The organism is Longimicrobiaceae bacterium (genome assembly GCA_036375715.1).
Classification (GTDB): Bacteria; Gemmatimonadota; Gemmatimonadetes; order Longimicrobiales; family Longimicrobiaceae; genus DASVBS01.
Genome location: DASVBS010000031.1, coordinates 70,224 through 90,417, shown reverse-complemented (window position 1 = coordinate 90,417; position 20,194 = coordinate 70,224). Strand labels below are relative to the sequence as shown.

General features: G+C 67.1%; 12 protein-coding genes. 8 read left to right on the top strand and 4 right to left on the bottom strand.

Going from position 1 to position 20,194, the window contains the following annotated elements; all coding sequences use genetic code 11:
* Positions 1-164 precede the first annotated feature (164 nt).
* The 4 genes from VF167_05795 to VF167_05780 all read left to right on the top strand — a co-directional run bounded on the left by VF167_05795 (position 165) and on the right by VF167_05780 (position 8,133).
* Positions 165-1,109 (top strand): NAD-dependent epimerase/dehydratase family protein, encoded by a 945-nt coding sequence (locus tag VF167_05795; GenBank protein HEX6924919.1) that lies wholly within the window; start codon positions 165-167, stop codon positions 1,107-1,109.
* Between the two features lie 333 nt (positions 1,110-1,442).
* Positions 1,443-5,951: a glutamate synthase large subunit gene (gene gltB, locus VF167_05790; protein HEX6924918.1), complete on the top strand. Its 4,509-nt coding sequence runs from the start codon at positions 1,443-1,445 to the stop codon at positions 5,949-5,951.
* Positions 5,944-7,398, top strand: a complete 1,455-nt coding sequence (locus VF167_05785) for a glutamate synthase subunit beta (protein HEX6924917.1) — start codon at positions 5,944-5,946, stop codon at positions 7,396-7,398. The genes gltB and VF167_05785 overlap by 8 nt, the downstream gene beginning before the upstream one ends.
* Positions 7,399-7,581: 183 nt before the next feature.
* On the top strand, positions 7,582-8,133 hold the full coding sequence (locus VF167_05780) for a hypothetical protein (protein HEX6924916.1): 552 nt from the start codon (positions 7,582-7,584) through the stop codon (positions 8,131-8,133).
* 132 nt (positions 8,134-8,265) lie between these two features.
* Here the strand turns inward: VF167_05780 and VF167_05775 are convergent, their stop codons facing one another.
* Both VF167_05775 and mutL read right to left on the bottom strand, forming a co-directional pair.
* Complete coding sequence (locus tag VF167_05775; GenBank protein HEX6924915.1) at positions 8,266-10,737, bottom strand: TonB-dependent receptor; 2,472 nt, start codon at positions 10,735-10,737, stop codon at positions 8,266-8,268.
* 180 nt (positions 10,738-10,917) lie between these two features.
* A complete protein-coding gene (mutL, locus tag VF167_05770; protein HEX6924914.1) occupies positions 10,918-12,684 on the bottom strand; it encodes a DNA mismatch repair endonuclease MutL in 1,767 nt (588 codons plus the stop codon).
* A 157-nt stretch (positions 12,685-12,841) separates the two neighbouring features.
* Between mutL and VF167_05765 the strand changes: the two genes are divergently transcribed.
* Positions 12,842-13,924, top strand: coding sequence for a hypothetical protein (locus VF167_05765; protein ID HEX6924913.1), 1,083 nt, complete (start codon positions 12,842-12,844; stop codon positions 13,922-13,924).
* A 230-nt stretch (positions 13,925-14,154) separates the two neighbouring features.
* On the opposite strand, the gene VF167_05760 is transcribed toward VF167_05765, so the two are convergent.
* Positions 14,155-14,967, bottom strand: coding sequence for a glycoside hydrolase family 16 protein (locus VF167_05760; GenBank protein HEX6924912.1), 813 nt, complete (start codon positions 14,965-14,967; stop codon positions 14,155-14,157).
* Positions 14,968-15,156: 189 nt separating this feature from the next.
* Entirely contained in the window at positions 15,157-16,173 is a 1,017-nt protein-coding gene (locus tag VF167_05755; protein HEX6924911.1) for an SMP-30/gluconolactonase/LRE family protein, read from the bottom strand.
* Between the two features lie 184 nt (positions 16,174-16,357).
* On the opposite strand from VF167_05755, the gene VF167_05750 reads away from it, so the two are divergent.
* From VF167_05750 to rhaM, 3 genes are all read left to right on the top strand, one after another.
* A complete protein-coding gene (locus tag VF167_05750; GenBank protein HEX6924910.1) occupies positions 16,358-18,751 on the top strand; it encodes a TIM-barrel domain-containing protein in 2,394 nt (797 codons plus the stop codon).
* A 110-nt stretch (positions 18,752-18,861) separates the two neighbouring features.
* Positions 18,862-19,614: a TonB-dependent receptor gene (locus VF167_05745; GenBank protein HEX6924909.1), complete on the top strand. Its 753-nt coding sequence runs from the start codon at positions 18,862-18,864 to the stop codon at positions 19,612-19,614.
* Positions 19,615-19,648: 34 nt separating this feature from the next.
* Positions 19,649-19,963, top strand: coding sequence for an L-rhamnose mutarotase (rhaM, locus tag VF167_05740; protein ID HEX6924908.1), 315 nt, complete (start codon positions 19,649-19,651; stop codon positions 19,961-19,963).
* Positions 19,964-20,194: the final 231 nt, after the last annotated feature.

Here is a 20,194-nt window from a genome sequence, read left to right as displayed (position 1 = left end):
TCGCGCAGGGGTGCTCTTCACGATGTCTCCCTCGATGTAGTGTCGCCTTTCGGCCGACGGCTGCGCACGCCATGACGGCGGCTCCCTCCTTCCCTCCTGGTCATGCCGATACTACACTCCGCACGTTCCGATCACCGTTACATTTACATTCAACGATCGATCCCATGGCCCGAGTTCTCGTGACCGGCGGCGCCGGTTTCATCGGTTCACACCTGGCAGACGCCTATCTCCAGCGGGGCGACGAGGTCGTCGTGCTCGACAACCTCGTGCACGGCCGGCGCGAGAACGTCCCCTCCGGCGCCGAGTTCGTGGAGCTCGACATCCGCGATCCCGGAGCCGCGGAGCTGATCCGCAGCGGCCGCTTCGACGTGATCAACCATCACGCCGCCCAGATGGACGTTCGCGTCTCCGTCAACGACCCCCGCTTCGACGCGAGCGTGAACCTGGACGGCCTGTTGAACCTGCTGGAGGCGGCGCGGGAGAGCGGGGTGGGCAAGTTCGTCTTTGTCTCCTCGGGCGGGGTGGTCTACGGCGAGCCGGAAGTTCGGCCTACACCGGAGAAGGCGCCGAAGCAGCCAGAGAGCCCTTACGGCGTGACCAAGCTGGGTGGCGAGTACTACCTGTACTACTACCACCGCGTCCACGGACTGGATTACGTGGCCCTGCGCTACTCGAACGTCTACGGCCCGCGCCAGGATCCGCACGGAGAGGCCGGCGTGGTCGCCATCTTCTCCACCCGGCTGCTACGCGGCGAGCCGCTAACCATCTTTGGTGATGGCGAGCAGACCCGCGACTACGTCTACGTGGGAGACGTGGTCGCCGCGAACCTGCTGCTCACCGACCTGAGCCTCCCCCGCTCCACCGCACTCGACGATCGCGCCTTCAATGTCGGTACCGGGATCGAGACGAGCGTGAACGAGCTGGCGCGCACCCTCGCCGACGCGGCCGGTTGCCCGCTCGACGTCCGCTACGCTTCAGCCCGCCCCGGCGAGCTCCTCCACTCCAGCCTGAATACCGATAAACTGCGCCGACACGGATGGGCTCCCCGGACGCCCCTCCACGAGGGGCTCGGTGCGACCTTCCAGTGGATTGCTGAACATTCGGACTGAGGCGTACTCAGCCGCCATCAGAATCGCTGGAAGGGCACTTGACACGCTCTTTTGCCCTGGTTATGCTCTGAGGGTGGTTATCCTCTACTGTGAATAACTATTCAAGCGGAACCATCGAGAACGCAGGCCGCCGGTCGGTCGTGAAACACCCGTCGCGCGCAGTGCCCAATGTGAATAGCACCACCTTCTCAGCGAGAGGGGCGGTGAGCTGACGCGCGAAAAAGACGGCGCACGAACCTGATCAGCGAGCGGCCTCTCGTTCACGGGAGGCCGCTTCTTTGTGAACTCTGCACGTGGGAGCACCGTATGCCCGCATCGCCAGCGTCCCGCGGGATGCCTCCTATACAGGGCCTTTACGACCCGGCCAACGAGCGTGACGCCTGCGGGATCGGCTTCATCGCCCACGCCAAGGGAATACCTTCTCACTCGATCATCCGGCAGGGGCTGACCCTGCTGGAGAACCTCACCCACCGGGGCGCGGCGGGCTGCGACCCCTGCAGCGGCGACGGCGCGGGTCTTCATTTCCAGGTGCCGCATGCCTTCCTGCGGGTGGCGTGCGATCAGATCGGCATTCAGCTCCCGGGCGCCGGCGAGTACGGCGTCGGGATGATCTTCTTCCCGGAGGACGAGAGCGATCGCGCCTTCTGCGAGCAGACGATCGAGACCGTGACCCGGGAAGAGGGGCAGGAGTTCCTTGGCTGGCGCACGGTGCCGACCGATCCCGAGCACATCGGGACCGAGGCGCGCAAGACGCTGCCGGTCATTCGCCAGTGCTTCATCTCACGCGGCGCGCTCGACGAGGACGCCTTCGAGCGCAAGCTCTACCTCATCCGTAAGCGGGTGGAGAAGGCGGTCGCCTCCTCGGGCATCGCGGGCGCTTCGGCGTTCTACGTGGCGAGCCTGTCGAACCGGACCATCGTCTATAAGGGTCTGCTCATTCCCCATCAGATCGATCGGTTCTACATCGACCTGGCGGACGAGCGGGTGGAGACGGCGATCGCGCTGGTGCATTCGCGCTTTTCCACCAACACCTTCCCGACCTGGGCGCGAGCGCATCCGTATCGCTACATCTGCCACAACGGAGAGATCAACACCCTGCGGGGCAATATCAACTGGATGCGAGTGCGCGAGGGGGCGCTCCATTCGCACCTCTTCGGTGACAACCAGGAGGCGCTCTTCCCCATCATCGAGGAGAACCAGAGCGACTCGGCGAGCCTGGACAACGCGCTCGAGTTCCTGGTGATGGGCGGCCGCTCGCTCCCGCACGCGGCGATGATGCTCGTGCCCGAAGCGTGGCAGGGGAACGACGCCATGGATCCGGAGATCCGGGCGTTCTTCGAGTTCCACTCGGCCATCATGGAGCCCTGGGACGGCCCCGCCGCGGTCGCCTTCTCCAACGGCCGCCAGGTGGGCGCGGTGCTGGACCGCAACGGCCTGCGGCCGGCGCGCTGGTTGATCACGCACGACGACCTGGTCGTGCTCGCCTCCGAGGCGGGTGCACTCCCCTTCGAACCCGAGCAGATCCGCGCCAAGGGGCGGCTTGGACCGGGCAAGATGATCCTGGTCGACACGGTGGCCGGCAGGGTCATGCACGACCACGAGATCAAGCTCGAGATCGCCCGGCGCCGGCCGTACGCCCAGTGGGTCCAGGAGCAACAGGTGCACCTGGCCGATCTGCCGGCGCCCGAGCCGATCCGACGCGTAGAGGCGGCGAACCTGATGCAACGCCAGACGGCCTTCGGCTTCACCACCGAAGAGCTGCAGGTGCTCCTGACGCCGATGGCCACCACCGGGCAGGAGCCGGTGGGATCGATGGGCACGGACACGCCGCTGGCGGTGTTGTCGGACCGGCCGCAGCTCCTGTTCAAGTACTTCCGGCAGCTCTTCGCCCAGGTGACCAACCCCGCGATCGATCCGATCCGGGAGCAGCTGGTGATGTCGCTGATCACCGACCTGGGTCCGCGGGGCGACGTGCTGGAGGAGCGGCCGGAGCATGCGCGGCGGATCCGCCTCGACCAGCCCGTGCTCTCCGACGCCGATCTCGATCGACTGCGCGCGGCGCCCGAGCCGTTCCAGAGCTGTACGCTCAGCACCCTGTTCCCGGTGGAGGAGGGGCCTGAGGGGATGGCGGTGGCGCTCGACGAGCTCTGCCGGGCCGCCGCCGAGGCGGTCCGCTCCGGGTGTGGCGTCCTGATTCTCAGCGATCGATCGGTGGATGCCTCCACCGCGCCGATCCCCGCCCTGCTCGCCACGTCCGCCGTGCACCATCACCTGATCCGGGAAGGACTCCGGACTGGGGCGGGCCTGGTCGTGGAGACGGGCGAGGCGCGCGAGGTCAACCACTTCGCGCTTCTCCTGGGATACGGCGCCGAGGCGGTGAACCCGTACCTGGTCTGGGAGACCCTCGCTTGGATGGCGGAGCGTGGGGAGCTGCCGGTCGACGGCTACACTGCGGCGAAGAACTTCACCAAGGCGATCGGCAAGGGGCTACTGAAGATCCTCTCGAAGATGGGGATCTCCACCCTGCAGAGCTACTGCAACGCCCAGATCTTCGAGGCAATCGGGCTCGGGCGTGAGGTGGTGGACCGGCACTTCACCGGTACCACCAGCCGGATCGGGGGCGTGGGTCTCCGCGAGATCGCCGAAGAGACGCTGCAGCGTCACCGCGAGGCGTTCGAGCCGGTCGCGCCGCTGCTGCGGCTCGCGGCGGGCGGGGAGTACTCGTATCGCATCCAGGGGGAGCACCACAACTGGAGCCCGCTGGCGATCGCGAAGCTGCAGCACGCCACCCGAGGCAACAGCTACCAGACCTACAAGGAGTTCAGCCGCATCGCGAACGAGGAGCAGGCACGCTTCAACCTGCGCGGCCTCTTCGACTTCGAGTTCGCGAGCGAGCCGATCCCGCTCGAGGAGGTCGAGCCCGCCAGCGAGATCGTGAAGCGCTTCTGCACGGGCGCCATGTCGTTCGGCTCCATCAGCAAGGAGGCGCACGAGACCCTCGCCATCGCGATGAACCGCTTGGGTGGCCGCAGCAACACCGGTGAGGGGGGTGAGGATCCGGAGCGCTTCAACAGCGAGCGCAACAGCCGGATCAAGCAGGTGGCGTCGGGACGATTCGGCGTCTCGACAGACTACCTCGTCAACGCCGACGAGCTCCAGATCAAGATCGCCCAGGGGGCCAAGCCGGGTGAGGGCGGCCAGCTCCCCGGCCACAAGGTGGACCAGATCATCGCCAAGACCCGGCACTCCACGCCGGGGGTTACGCTGATCTCGCCTCCGCCGCACCACGACATCTACTCGATCGAGGACCTGGCGCAGCTGATCTACGACCTCAAGACGGTCAACCCGCGCGCCATGATCTCGGTCAAGCTGGTCTCCGAGGTGGGCGTGGGGACCGTGGCCGCCGGCGTCGCCAAAGCGCACGCCGACCTGATCGTCATCGCCGGCGATTCGGGGGGCACGGGTGCCTCGCCGATGTCGTCGATCAAGCACGCTGGCATCCCCTGGGAGCTCGGACTGGCGGAGACGCAGCAGACGCTGGTCCTCAACGATCTGCGTGGCCGGGTGGTCCTGCAGACGGACGGGCAGATGCGCACCGGCCGCGACGTGGTCGTAGCCGCCCTCCTGGGGGCGGAGGAGTTCGGCTTTGCGACGGCACCCCTCATCGTCGAGGGGTGCATCATGATGCGGAAGTGCCACCTGAACACCTGTCCGGTGGGCATCGCCACGCAGGATCCCGTTCTGCGCGCGAAGTTCACGGGGCAGCCCGAGCACATCATCAACTACTTCTTCTTCGTTGCCGAAGAGGTGCGCGAGCTGATGGCGCAGCTCGGGTTCCGGAAGTTCAGTGACATGGTCGGGCGCTCGGACCGACTCCGGCCGCAGGAGGTGCAGCACTGGAAGGGGCGGCACCTCGATCTCTCGCCGATCGTGCATCGACCGGAGGTGGGTAAGCACGTCGCCATCCACTGTGTGCAGTCGCAGGAGCACGACCTGGACGGGAGGCTCGACCACGAGCTGATCCGGCTGGCGGAGCCTGCCCTGGAGCGCGGCGAGCCGGTGCGAGTCGAGTTGCCCATCCGCAACGTGCACCGGGCGGTGGGGGCGATGCTCTCGGGCGAGGTGGCGCTCAGATACGGGCGGGCCGGGTTGCCTGCGGACACCATCCACTTCCGCTTCACCGGGTCGGCAGGCCAGAGCTTCGGCGCCTTCGCCGCCGCGGGCCTTACCCTCGAGCTCGAAGGAGAGGCCAACGACTACGTCGGGAAGGGCCTCTCGGGCGGGCGGCTGATAATCTACCCCTCGTGGAGGGCCACCTTCGTCGCCGAGGAGACCATCGTCGTCGGCAATACCGTGCTCTACGGTGCTACCGGCGGGGAGGCCTACTTCCGCGGGCTCGCGGGCGAGCGGTTTGCGGTCCGCAACAGCGGGGCGCGAGCGGTAGTGGAGGGAGTGGGCGACCACGGCTGCGAGTACATGACCGGCGGGATCGTGGTTGTGCTCGGGCGCACCGGTCGGAACTTCGGTGCGGGGATGAGCGGCGGAGTCGCCTACGTGCTCGACGAGGACGGCGACTTCGAGCGCGGCTGTAACCTCGGACTGGTCGAGCTGGAGGAGGTGGTGGAGCGGGACGACCAGGACACCTTGCGCGGGCTGATCGAGCGTCACACTCACCTGACGGGGAGCAGCCGGGGCCGCTGGGTGCTGGAGCACTGGCGCGAGCTGCTGCCGAAGTTCGTGAAGGTGATCCCGGTCGAATACAAGAAGGTGTTGCTCCTGCGCACGCGGCGTGAGCAGGAGGCGAGACTCACGGAGCAACCGGAGATGGCCGCTCATGGGTGACCCGACTGGATTTCTGAAGCTGAAGCGGGTCAATCCGCAGCGACGCCCCGTTCAGCTCCGGGTTCGCGACTGGCGCGAGTTCTACGAGCCGATGCCGCAGTCGGCGCTGCGGGAGCAGGGGGCCCGCTGCATGGATTGCGGTGTTCCCTTCTGCCAGGGCGATACCGGCTGCCCGGTTCAGAACCTCATCCCGGAGTGGAACGACCTCGTCTACCGGGACCGCTGGCAGGACGCGCTGACGTCGCTGCACTCGACCAACAATTTCCCGGAGTTCACCGGGCGCCTGTGCCCCGCTCCCTGCGAGGGAGCATGCGTGCTGGGGTTGATCGATGAGCCGGTCTCGATCAAGAACATCGAGCAGGCCATCATCGACCACGGCTTCGCCCAGGGGTGGGTGAAGCCCCTTCCACCCCGTGAGGAGACCGGCAAGCGGGTGGCGATTGTCGGCTCCGGCCCCGCGGGGCTGGCGGCTGCGCAGCAGCTCCGGCGGCTAGGCCACTCCGTGGTGGTCTACGAAAAGGACGACCGGATCGGCGGGCTACTCCGCTACGGCATCCCCGACTTCAAGATGGAGAAGTGGGTGCTCGACCGTCGGCTGCAGCAGCTGGAGGCCGAGGGGGTGGAGTTCGTCACCGGGGTGAACGTAGGGGTGGACCTGCCCGTCGAGCAGCTCAGGTCCGAGTTCGATGCCATCTGCCTGACGGGAGGCGCGCAGGTGCCGCGGGAGCTGCCGGTCGAAGGGCGGGAGCTCGGCGGGGTTCACCTGGCGATGGACTACCTCACCCAGCAGAACCGGCGCGTGGCGGGGGATCACATCGACCCGGCGGTCAGCATCGACGCGCGCGGGAAGCGGGTGGTGGTGATCGGCGGCGGCGACACGGGCTCGGACTGCGTCGGCACCGCGCACCGACAGGGCGCCGTCGAGGTCGTTCAACTGGAGCTCCTTCCCCAGCCGCCGCTCGAGCGCGCCGCGGAAACGCCCTGGCCCTACTGGCCGATGAAGCTGCGCACCTCGCACGCGCACGAGGAGGGCGGGATTCGCGAGTGGAGCATCATGACGACGCGCCTCAGCGGGGAAAACGGCCAGGTGCGGCGGCTGCATGCCCAGCGGGTGGAGCCCGAGGTGGGCCCCGATGGCCGCATGTCATTCCGTCCGATTCCAGGGGGCGAGGTGGAGATCGAGACGGAGCTGGTGGTGCTCGCGATGGGCTTCACCCAGCCGATTCGCGAGGGGCTGCTGGAGTCGCTAGGCGTCGCGCTCGACGCACGCGGCAACGTGATCGTGGGCGCCGACCACCGCACCTCGGTCGAGGGGGTCTTCGCGGCAGGCGACATGCACCGCGGAGCTTCGCTGATCGTCTGGGCGATCCGCGAGGGACGCGATGCGGCCGCGGGGATCGACCGTTATCTGCGAGCCAGGACGCCGGCGGCGGTCACCGCGGCCTGAGCAGCGGCGCGCCCACCGCCCCCACATGCGAAGCAGAGGCGCGAGAGGGACGCCGTCCCTCCCCCGCCTCTCGCGTTCCTGGACACCAGGAACCCTGTGGCCGACCGGCAGCGGATCAGGTATGTTGAGGTAGTTCCGCGGCATTCTGCAGATACCCCACCCCGAACCCGCACGCTCTCGACCATGAGGATCACCCCTACCCTGGCGGCGCTCCCGCTGCTGCTCGGTGCCTGCGCCTCCGCCTCGAACATTCCACAGGCGGACACGGAGCGCTCGATCGTGTCCGTGCAGACCTCACCCGCAACCATGGGGGAGGCCATGGAGCTCACGCGCGACGCCAACATCCACTCAGCGGCCCTGGCGGCCGACGCCGAGAAGGCCTGGACGGAGCTTCCGGCCGTCTTTCAGGAGCTGGCGCTGGGCGTGACCGCCGTCGATGGGAACGTGCGTGCTCTCTCTTCGGTGCAGAGGGTGCGGCGCATCGGCGGCAAGGGCCCCGGCTCTTTCTTCCGCTGCGCAGGGCCCTACGGAAACCTCGCCTCCAGCGGAGACGTGTACCTCTCGTTGCAGGCCCAGATCCTCCCCGCCCAGGGCGGATCAGGCAGCGTGCTGCGTACCCGCGTCGAGGCGACCGCCCGCGCCGCCACCGGGGCTACGCAGGTACAGTGTAGCTCGAACGGCTCCCTGCAGAAGCTGATCACCGACACCCTGAAGAAGCGACTGGGCGAAGCCTGAGAAGCCCGAACGCCGACGCGGTGGCCCTCGCGGAAGCGAGAACACGGCCGCACCCCTCCAATGCCGGAACGCCGGAGTGTCGCCCCCGACGCTCCGACGTTCCATTTGGCTCCAGGGCCGACAGGGCGCTCCCTAGCGAGGGCCTCCTGGGCCTGGTCGATCCGGCCCCCCTCTGCCGTCCCGTCCGCCGCCATCCGGTCCGCCGCGGCCTCCCTCCTCGAAGCGCGGGGGACGGCCAAAGCTGTACGAGAGGCTGATCACCGCGGCCCGCATGCTGAAGTCGGAGCGTCCCGTCTGGATATGGGTCGCGTCGTGCGTCGTGAATTCCCGGTTGTAGAGGTCGAAGGGATCCCGGAGCGACACGTTCAAAGAGACCTTGTCGTCCATGAACTGCTTCCGCAGGCCGAGGTCCATGCGCACGGTGGAGGAATAGCGCCCCTGCGGGACCTCGCGCCCCGGGCTGTAGAAGATCATGCTCTGCAGGCTCAGGTCGTCGCTCAGCCTCGCCTGCAGGTTCGCCCGCGCCCGCCAGTTGAAGGCCGAGCCCGAGAAATCGCGATCAAGGTTGGACGCGTTCCGCTCCTCCTGCTGACCGCTCACGCTCACATAGCCGCCGAAGCCGTTGTACGGGCGCAAGTTGGCGGTGATGCTGGCGCCGTAAGAGTCGACCGAGTTGAGGTTCTGCCAAGTGACCGTCGAGACACCGTGCTCATCCACCGTCCTGATCTCCGCCCAGTCGCCGACCGAGCGCCGGAAGTAGGGCGAGACGCGCAGCGTCCCGACCGCGCCGCTCCAGCTCGCCTCCAGGCTGACGTTGTGGTTGTAGACGGGATCGATGTAGGGATTGCCCACCCGCCGGTTCAGCGGATCGTCGGAGCGGTTGATCGGGTTCTGAACCCACGGGTTCGGCCGACGGATCCGCTTCGAGTAGGAGAGCCGGAGCTCACGCCCACCCCCGAGGTCGTAACGGAGGTTCCCGCTCGGGAAGATGGTCGAATAGTCGTTGTGGAAGCTCTCTCCGCCGGGAATATCGAGACGCGTGTCGGCGCGCTCCGCACGCAGGCCGACCTGCAACCCCAGCCTCCCCAGGGTCCGGAAAACGGTCAGGTAGGCCGAGTTGAAGGTTTCGTGCTGGGCAAAACCCCGATCGAGGAGGCTGGTCGGGTCGGTGGCGTCCTGTGACGCATAGATCTCGAGGACGCGGTCGCTGTCGGTGCGCTCGAAATCGCCGCGGTAGCCGAACTCGATCTGTCCCTCCTTGCCCAGTGGTCGGACGTAGTCGAGCTGCACGGAAAGCTCCGACTCGTCCTCGTCCTCCCGCTCATAGGTGAACTCGTCCGGGATGCCTGCGTCCTCCCCTTCCGGGGTCAGGAAGTCGCGCCGGATGACGCTGCGGTCGGAGTCGCTCCCGAGGTCCGCCTCGATTTCCAGTTCCAGCTCGTGTCGCTGAGGCTCGAACTGGTGGGTGAGACCCACCACCAGGTCGGTGGAGAGGCCGGTGCGCTCCCCGCCGCTGATGCGATCGTAGCGCTCCGTGGGGTGCCGATCGGCGTCGAAATGCGTGTACGCAGTGAGCTCGTCCTGGTCGTTGCCGCGTCGGAAAGCCCGTACCTCGGAAAAGAGCGTGGTGCGCTCGGATAGCTCGTAGTTGCCCGAGAGGTTCACGCTGCCCGAGAGGCCATCCCGCTCGGACCAACCGTCCTGCTCCAGGAAGGTAACCGGATCGGCTAGGAGATTCTGGCGGAAGTCATAGCGGGTGTTGTCCCGGTTGGAGATGCGGGCGAAGCCGCCACCCATCAGCGTCAGCTTGCCTTTCTGGTAGGTGGCGTGACCTCCGCCTCCGAGGTCTCCGCGCGTGCCGCCGTTCACGAAAGCGGTCCCGCTGAGCCCCAGGTCGACGTCCTCCTTGAGCACGATGTTGACGATCCCACCGGCCCCCTCAGCCTGAAAACGCGCAGAGGGGTTGGGAATCACCTCGATCCGCTCGATTCGATCTGCCGGGAACTGCTGGAGAAAGAGCTGCAGCGACTCGCCCTCCATTGGCGCAGGCCGGCCGTTGATGTAGATCTGGGGTGCGGTTCCTCGCAGCTCCACATTCCCGTCGATGTCGACCAACAGCTCAGGCACACCCTGCAGCACGTCGGTCGCCATCCCGCCGGCGGCTACGGGCATGTCTCGCGTGCTGTAGATCGTCCGGTCGGGCGCTATGATGATGCTGGACTGCTCACCCTCCACAACCAATCCCTCCAGCGCCACCGCCTGACTGACCAGCGAGATCGTACCCAGGTTGACCAGCGATTCGTTCGCGGTGATCTCCACGTCCCCTCGCCTGGCGGCGGAGTACCCGAGGAGAGTGACCGAAACCATGTAGCGGCCCGGCCGCACCCCCTCCACGCGGAACTGGCCATCCGCGTCGGTGACGCCTCCGCCCACCAGCGTAGAGTCTGCCGCCGATCGCACCTCCACCCCGGCGGCCGGCAGCGGCGCTCCCGATTCCGACACCACCCGCCCCTGGATCACGCCGCCTCCGCCTGCTCCCTGCGCCCACAACACTCCGGGAACGAACGCGAACAACACCACCGCAACGACACTGAATCCCCGCATCCTCACCTTTCCTGGGTTCACACCAATGACGGAAGGCGCATTCCGCTCGACGGCGGATGCGCTCACGCCGAGCTATACAGGTTGTTTCCGGAATGCGTTGGGAAATCGCGATTAGCTACAATACAAGCTGTTGCCAGCAAGATCTTACGTGAGGTAAAGCGGGACGTGGGCGTGATTGCCTCAGCCCCCGCGGCCCATGCGGCGGGCGATCTCGGCGCGATCGAGGAGGAGGATGGCGGGGCGTCCGTGCACGTCGTGGCCGGCGAGCTCGACCTGCACCAGCGCGGCCCACAGGGCGCGCATTTCCGATTCGGAGAGGGGTTGCCCGGCGCGCACGGCGGCGTGGCAGGCGAGCGAGCGGAGCATGTGTTCCTCCACGGCGGCAAGGTGCAGCGAGACCTCGTGCGAGCGGAAGCCGAGCTCCCGGCCCTCGGCGTAGATCTCGATCAGGTCCTCGAGCGCGGCGCGGGCGCTCCGGCCAGTGAGGGCGGCGGGAACGCTCTGGACCAGGAAGTCGTGCGGCCCGGCCGGCACCAGGTCGAAGCCAACGCGGCGGAGGAAGGGTTCCATCTCGGCGAGGAGCAGGGCCGCCTCGCCGGATAGAGGGATCGGCTCGGGGAAGATCAGCGATTGCACCTCCGGATCGCGGCCCAGCCTGCGCAGCCGCTCGCGCAGTCGTTCGAAATGCACCCTCTCGTGGGCGGAATGCTGATCCACGATCAGCAGCCCCTCGGGGACGGGGCAGAGCAGGTAGGTGTCATGGAGCTGGACGAGGAAGCCGGGTGAGGCCGGAATTCCGTGCCGGGGCGGCAGGCGCAGCGTGGGGCTCTCGCCGGCGAGCGTATGAAGGTCTGGGCCGCCGAGGAATCCCCACGGATCGTCGGCGCCGCGAACTGAGGAGGGGTAAGGGTCGGGCGCCGGCTGCGCATGGCCCACGGCCGCCAGGCGGACGATCGCCTCTTCCTCTCCGAGCGCTCGCTCGAGCGCGTCGTGGATGGTGGCGAGCACCAGCCCCGGTCGTCGGAAGCGCACCTGGGACTTGTCGGGACTGACGTTGGCGTCGACCTCCCGCTGCGGGAGGTGAACGCGGAGAACCGCTTCGACGTGGCCCCCTCCCGTCACCCGGGGCGAGAAGGTGGTGGCGAGGAGCCGTCGGATCTCGAAGCTCTCGAAGGGGCGGCCGTTGACGGCGAAGGCGTTCCGCCGGGCCCGACGCACCGCCGAGGCGGGATGGCTGACGAACCCGGTGACGGCGACTTCTCCACGCGCGGCCGCTACGGGGAGCAGTGCGTCGGCGAACTCCCGGCCGTGCACCTGCAGAATGCGCTCGAGCAGCTCCTCCGTGGGGGCGGTCGAGAGTAGCTCCCGGTTGCCTTCGCGCAGGGTGAAGCGCACCGACGGGTTGGCCAGCGCCGCGCGCTGAACCACCTGCAGCACACGGGCAGACTCCGCACGCGGCGTGTCCTGGAACTCGCGGCGTGCCGGAGTATTGAAGAAGAGGTACCCCACCTCGACGGTGGTGCCGGGACGGCGCGCCACCGGACCTGTACCGGTAACCTCTCCGCCCGCACCCATGACCAGGGTGCCCACGTTGTCTTCGGGGCGACGGGTCTCGATGCGGAGGCGAGAAACCGAGAGGATCGCGGCCAGCGCCTCGCCGCGGAAGCCCAGGGTGCGGAGCGACTCGAGGTCTTCGACCGCCGAGATCTTGCTGGTGGCGTGAGGAGAGAGGCAGAGAACAGCGTCGGACGGATCCATCCCGCAGCCGTCATCCGCCACGCGGATGGTGCGCAGCCCGCCCTCCTCCAGGAGGATGTCGATGGCGCTCGCCCCCGCGTCGAGGGCGTTGTCGATGAGCTCGCGAACGACCGACGCCGGACCGGTGACGACTTCTCCGGCCGCGATCAGCGTGGCGAGCTGCTCGTCCATCTGGCGGATCTGGCCCATCCTACCTCCGCCGGGGGGATGCGCCGTTACGGTATCTCTTCGGTATACACTCCTCTTCGGGGAAGGTGCGTCCCTGGTGTCAAACGACGCGCTTGCAGCGGCGTGAGGCCTGACGCAACTTGCCGAGGGCCGATTCCCGTCCCTGCACAACCGTGACATGCTCCGGCGCTTCCTCCTCTTCCTCCCCCTCACCCTGGGCCTGACTCCGGCCTGCGCGCAGGCGCCGGCGTCGGGCACTGCGTTTTCGGAGATCAGTGAGGCACTCTCCGAGCCGGGCGGGTACTTCGATACCGACAACCTGATCTCGAACGAGGCCTCCTACCTGCACGTGATCGGAGGGCTCGACTCGCTCGAGGTTCGAGGAGGAGGCTATCTGGGGGTGGGCCCCGACCAGAATTTCTCCTACATCGCCCGCATCCGTCCGGAGATCGCGATCATCATCGACATCCGGCGAGACAACCTACTCCAGCAGCTCCTGTTCAAGGCGCTGTTCCAGCTCTCCAGAAACCGGGGCGAGTACCTGAGCCTGCTGCTCTCCCGGGCCCCGCCTGAAGAGCTGGCGCCTGAGGCGCCAGTGGAGGCTCTGACCGCCCATTTCGATTCGTCGACGTACGATCCGCAACTGTTCGCCGCGAGGGGTGAGCGGCTGCGGCGGCAGCTAGACACCTTCGGATTCGACCTCAGCGAGGAGGATTTCGCTACCATTGCGAGGTTCCACGAGGCGTTCGGACGCGCGGGGCTGGACCTGCGCTTCCAGAGCTTCGGACGGCCACCGCAGTACTACTATCCCACTTTGCGTGACCTCATCCTGGAGCGGGATCGGGCGGGGAGGCAGGCGAGTTATCTCGCCAGTGAGGAGGCTTTTCAGATCGTGCGGTCGCTGCAGCTTCGGGATGGGATCATCCCCGCGGTGGGCGATCTGGCCGGCTCGAGAGCCGTCCCGGCGATCGCCGCGTACTTGCGGGAGCGGGGGATTCCGCTCACAGCCTACTACACCTCCAACGTGGAGTTCTACCTCGGCAACGAGGGCTCGCTCGACGAGTTCATCGAGAACCTGCGCCTCTTCCCGCGCGCCCCGAACGCCGTCATCATCCGCAGCGTCTTCCGTACGCCGCTCCCGGCGAGCGTTCCGGGCTACGCCAGCACGCAGCTCCTGCAACCGATCGACAGCCTGCTGAAGGCGTACGACGAGGGTCGCGTGCGGAGCTACTACGAGCTGATTCGAACGGGGGCCTTCTAAGCGGACTGTGAGGGCGCGGAGGACGGCAAGAACCGCGGAGGGCACGGAGGATTACACGGAGGTCACAGAGGAGCAGCCGCGAGTAATCACAGCCTCGTATTACCAAAGCTCCCCTCGCACCATTGATCGATAGGATTGGAAGATAGGAGTTGGAGGATAGGCGAAAAGGGGTGGGTTGTGGTGGTTCCTCTGTGACCTCCGTGTAGTCCTCCGTGCCCTCCGTGTTCAAATCAGTCCCGCTGATAAACCCTGATGTAGTCGATCTCGTAGCGCGCGGGGAACTCCGTCGCCGAGGGATCTCCTCCATTGGTGCCGCCCACGGCAAGGTTGACGATCAGGTAGTGAGGGGCGTGGAAAGGGTTCCGACCATCGAAGTTGACGGTTTCCGACAGGTCGGTGCTGTTCAGCAGCTCGTCATCCAGGTAGAGCTCGATCCGCTCCGGCGTCCAGTCCATCCGCCAGACGTGGAATTCGTCCTCCCACCCTCGGGGATAGTCGTCGATCGGCTTCCGTAGATCGTCCCAGAAGGCGCGGCCCGGTTCGTCCCGCGCCCAGGCGACGTTGGCGAGCACCATCCCCCGATAGTACTCCATGATGTCGATCTCGCCGCCCGCCGGCCATCGGCCGGAGACGCCCAGCGTCCAGAAGGCGGGCCACATGCCGGGTCTCGTGTCAATGCGGGCGCGCATCTCGAAGCGACCGTACTGCCAGCTATGCCGACCGCGGGTGGTGAGGCTGGCGGAGGTGTAGTCGATCTCGGGCCGGCTCCGCCGCCAGTCGTCGCTCCCGGGCTGGTAGGTCGGGTTCGGCTTCGACTCCCGCCGGGCTTCGATGATGAGCATGCCGTTCTCGACGCGCGCATTCTCCGGCTGGTACCACTGCAGCTCCTCGTTGCGCACGAAGCCACGCTCGTAGGTCCAGTTGGTGGAATCCGGTTGCCCTGGCTGGTCGAACTCGTCCGACCAGACGAGGCGGTAGTCTGATTGTGCCTGAGCGGCGGTTGGGAGTACGAGGCAGATTGCCGCCACAACGGCGCGATTCATCCGCATAGTGATCGAAATTGTATACGGCGCTTCTTGTTAGACGCCTGCGGCGGGCTTATGCGGAGCGATGTAGCCACACTCCGGGGGAATTCTTTAACTGAGCCAGACCACCTTCGAGCACGTTATTCACACCCTATTCACACCCGCCCGCGAGCGCCGGTTCAGCATCTACCCTCCGCCGGCCGAGCCTCAGAACCCCACCCCGCGAGTTGTCGTGCGCACGCGGATGATGTTCATGTCCGCGGTCAGATAGAGCGTGGAGCCGTCGTCGCCGAAGGCGGCGTTGGAGGTCGCCTGGCCAGTCAGGATCGTTCCCAGATGCTTCCCCTCGGGGGAGATGATCAACACGCCGCCCGGGCCCGTCGCCCAGAGGTTCCCGTGAACGTCCACGGTGAGCCCGTCGGGCGCGCCGCGACGGTCCTCCCGCATCAGCGGAGATGCATCGAAGAAGACGCGGCCGCCGCTCACCGAGCCGTCCGGCGCCACGTCGTAAGCCATCCAGACCGGGTTCTGCGGATCCGAGACCGCCACGTACAGCGTCCGCTCGTCCGGCGACAGGGCGATGCCGTTGGGGAAGGTCAGCTCGCGGGTGATGAGCGTGAGCTCGCCGTTGGGCCGGAGTCGGTAGACACCATTGAAATCCAGCTCCTTGGCGGGGTTGCGGTTGAGGTCGCGCAGCCCGTAAGGAGGGTCGGTGAAGTAGATATCGCCGTTGGAGTGGATGACGAGGTCGTTGGGGCTGTTCAGCCGCTTCCCCTGGTAGCGGTCGGCGAGGGTGGTGCGGGTGAAGGTGGTCTCGTCCAGGCGCGCGATCTGGCGGTTGCCGTGGTCGGCCATCACCAGCCGATCCTGGGCGTCGAAGGCCAGACCATTCGTTCCCAGCTCGTGTCCCGCGGGATCGTCGCGGATATAGCCGGCTGGCCTCAGGAAAACCGAAAGCCCCTCCCCTTCCTTCCAGCGATAGATCGTGTTTCGCGGTATATCGGAGAAGAGCAGATAGCCGCCACTCTTGCGCCAGACAGGACCCTCCGACCAGTCGAGGCCGTCGACGATCCGCTCGAGCTGCACATCCGCGGGCAGAAGCTCTTCGATGGCCGGGTCGAGCCTCTCCACCACCTGCCCCGAGAGCATCGAGGTGTTGCCGGCGAGAAGCGTGGGAAGGGCGGCGAGGACGAGGGGACGCGCGAAGTTCGCGAAAGATGGCATAGCCGTCGAGTCGCTGGGCGGGTTTGGTGAGCCGGCACCGTGCCGGACCGGGTGCACGATGACTCCTACGACCGCATCGGGCAAGAGGTGGACGACGCCGGCCTTGCGAACCCGCCTTCCCGCCGCTTCCATTTGCGGCAGAACCGCGGCCCCGCCGCCCTGTTTCCCACCTGACCACCACCCGATGATCCTGCCACCCGCCTCCGTGAAGAGTCTGCTCCGACGGGCCGTCGGGCTCGTGTTTGTGTTTGCGGTGCTGCCCGGAGAACGCGCGACCGCCCAGGTGCTCGGCGATCCGCCCGACGTGAGCGCCGACTTCGCGAAGTTGGAGCAGGTCTACTTCATCGCGAGCGAGGTGACCTCTTTCGACCCGGCCACCGGCGAGGGAACACTCCAGTGGAATCGCTACACGCGGTCACCCAGCTACTCCTTCGCCAAGCTGGACCTTCCTTTCACCCGGGCCGGCGGCAACGAGTTCCCGGGAACCGAGTACGCCACCGATCCACAGCTTCCGTTCTCGATCACCTTCGTCAGCCCGCGCACGGTCCGCCTGCGGATATCGAGTCGCGATGCTCCACTGCCGGACTCCGTAACCCCCATGCTGGTCGGGCCTGTACCGGTGGACCGGGGCTCCTGGCAGGTGCAGGAGAGCGACAGTGCCGTCACCTGGACCGGTCCTTACGGCCGCGTCCGGATGATCCGCGCCCCCTGGCACGTCGAGCTCTACGACGCCGAGGGCAAGCTGCTCACGCGCACGCGAAACCTTGGCGAACCGAGCACCTTCGCGGTGCCGGTTCCCTTTTCCTTCGTACGGCGGGCGAGCGACTTCGGGCGCAGTACCGCTGCCGCCTTCGAGCTCTCGCACGACGAGAAAATCTTCGGCACCGGCGAATCGTTCACCCGGCTGGACAAGCGCGGGCAGAAGCTCAACCTGTTCATCCGGGACGCGATGGGCGCGCAGACCAGGTGGATGTACAAGCCGGTCCCGTTCTTCCTGAGCAGCGACGGCTACGGCGTCTTCACCCACACCAGTGCGCCTGTCACCTTCGACTTCGGGCACGACTTCGACGAGACCGCGGTCATCTACACCGGCGACGAGGCACTCGACCTCTTCATCTTCCTGGGCGAGCCCCGCGACATCCTGACGGAGTACACGGCGCTGACCGGCCGCAGCCCGGTGCCGCCCCTCTGGTCCTTCGGGCTCTGGATGAGTCGCATCACCTACAAGTCCGAGGAGGAGGTGCGAGCGGTCGCCGAGCGGCTTCGGCGCGAGGAGATCCCCGCCGACGTGATCCACATCGACACCGGCTGGTTCGAGGTCGACTGGCAGAGTGACTTCGAGTTCTCGACCACGCGCTTCGACGACCCGAAGCGCATGATCGAGGATCTCCATGAGATGGGCTTCCACGTGAGCCTCTGGCAGCTCCCCTACTTTACCCCCCGCAATCGCCTCTACGACGAGATCGTGTCCCACGGCTACCACGTGCGGAATGCGGCGGGCACCCTGCCGGACCTGGACGCGATCCTGGACTTCAGCAATCCGGAAGCGGTCGAATGGTACCAGGAGAAGCTCGCGGGCCTGCTGCGCTTGGGGGTGGATGTCATCAAGGCCGATTTCGGCGAGGGCGCGCCCGTGACCGGCCTCTATGCCTCCGGGCGCACCGGTTGGTACGAGCACAACCTCTATCCCGTGCGCTATAACGACGCGGTGGCGGAAATCACGGAAGAGATCTCCGGGGAGCGGATCATCTGGGGCCGCAGTGCCTGGGCGGGCAGTCAGCGCTACCCTCTCCACTGGGGAGGCGACGCGGAGAACACCAATTCGGCCATGGCCGCCACCCTGCGGGCGGGCCTCTCCTTCGGACTGTCCGGTTTCACCTACTGGAGCCACGACGTGGGAGGCTTCGTCGAGCGCCCCTCGCGTGACCTCTACCGCCGCTGGCTCGGTTTCGGAGTGCTCACCTCGCACATCCGCACCCACGGGGCTCCCCCGCGCGAGCCGTGGGAATATGACCAGGGGATCGTCGAGGATTTCCGGCGCGCGCTGGCGATGCGCTATGCGCTCATGCCCTACCTCTACGCGCGGTCGGTGGCCGCGTCGCAGGCGGGGCACCCGCTGCTCCGACCTCTCTTCTTCGAGTTCCCGGACGACCCCGGGTCCTGGCTGATCGAGGACCAGTACCTGCTCGGATCGGACCTCCTGGTAGCGCCGCTGATCGAGTCGGGGAGCTTGCGCCGGGTCTACCTGCCGCCCGGCGAGTGGATCGACTACCAGACGGGAAAGGCCTATTCCGGCGGTAGTTGGCACGAGATGGAAGCGGGGCCGGTGCCGGTCATCGTGCTCGCGCGCGGAGGCGCCGTGATCCCGCACATTCAGCCTGCCCAGCATACCGGGGCGCTGGACTGGAGTCGGATCGAGCTGCGGCGCTTCGGGGACATTGCGGCCGGCGGGTCTACGCTGTTCGCCCTCCCTGGAGGGGATTTGTATACCCTGCGGATCGGAGCGGATGGCAGGCTGGTGGAGGATCCCCTGCGCGGGGAAGTCACCTGGCAGATCACCAACGCCCGAGCGCGCTGAGCGGCTCATCACCAAGTTGCGGGGTAATAATAGACAGAATGTCGATCGACCCCGCTGGCCCGAGAGCGCCCGCCCGCGCACCGGGGTTCGGGGCCCACCTGGAGGTTGCCATGTCTCCTCGAAAACGGATCGGATGGATGGCGGGGGTGGTCGGGGCGGTGATGGCCCTGGCGGCGGGTCCCGAGCTGCACGCTCAGGTCATCACCGGGCAGCTCGTGGACGCGTCAACCCGGGACCCGGTGGTGGCGGCCAGCATCGTGCTGGTGGCCGCCGACACCCTCGCCGTGGACGAGGCGACTACCGATTCGCTGGGTCAGTTCACGGTGGGCGCGGAGGACCGCGGGGAGTTCCGCCTGCTGGCACAGCGGTTCGGCTACCCCGAGACGATCTCCACGCCGCTCCGGCTCGCGGTGGGAGATACGCTGCGGGTGGAGTTTCGCATCTCCGCGGCCGCGGTGCTGCTGGATCCGGTGGTCGTGCAGGGCCGGAGGAGGCGGCCTCCACCCGACATCGTGGCCTTTTACGATCGCGCGGAGCGCTCCATTTCGGGCATTTTCCTGACCCGGGAGCAGATCGAAGCCGCCCACGCGATGCGGGCTTCCGATCTTCTGCGGACGGTCCCCGGAGTGCAGGTGGGGCCTACCCAGTTCGGCCAGGCGCCGATCACCATCCGCGGCTGCGTGCCACTGTTCATCGTGGACGGAGTGATCGCCCGCTTCGAGCGCTCGATCGACAACCTGGTCACCCCGCTGGACCTCGAAGGGCTGGAGATCTACCGCTCACCCTCACAGGTTCCGGTCGAGTACGGGGGGCTGCGGAGCAACTGCGGGGCCATCCTGATCTGGACCCGGCGCGGCCCGTGAGCGAGTTGGCAACGAGAGGGGAGAAAAGGAGAGGATGATCCGCAAGGCCTTCCGCATGTCGGTTCACCCCGGGCAGGAAGAGGAGTACGGACGGCGGCACTCGCCAATCTGGCCCGAGCTCGAGCGGGTCTTGAAGGAGCACGGGGTACACAACTACTCGATCTTCCTGGACCCGGCGGACCGCAGCCTCTTCGCCTACGTGGAGGTGGAGGACGAAGCGCGCTGGGACGCCATCGCCGACACCCCGGAGTGCCGCCGCTGGTGGGCCTACATGCGCGAGGTGATGCCGGCGAACCCCGACGACAGCCCGGTCAGTCGCGACCTCCGGGAGGTGTTCCACCTGGACTAGTGGCAGCGCGAACCGCCTCCGGCGTGCCAACAACGATCGCCTCAGGTGCGTGTCGAGCGCCTCGCGGGGTGCGGCGCGCGAACGCTCGGGGTGCCAGTCCCCGCCGTGAAGGCCGCGTGAGGTGGCAGATAGTGCAGGATGTGAACGGCTGCATGATGAAACGCCCGGTGCGATCTCGTCAGAGACCGCACCGGGCGCTTTCTTCGTCGGTACCTTCTCTCGCTCCCGATT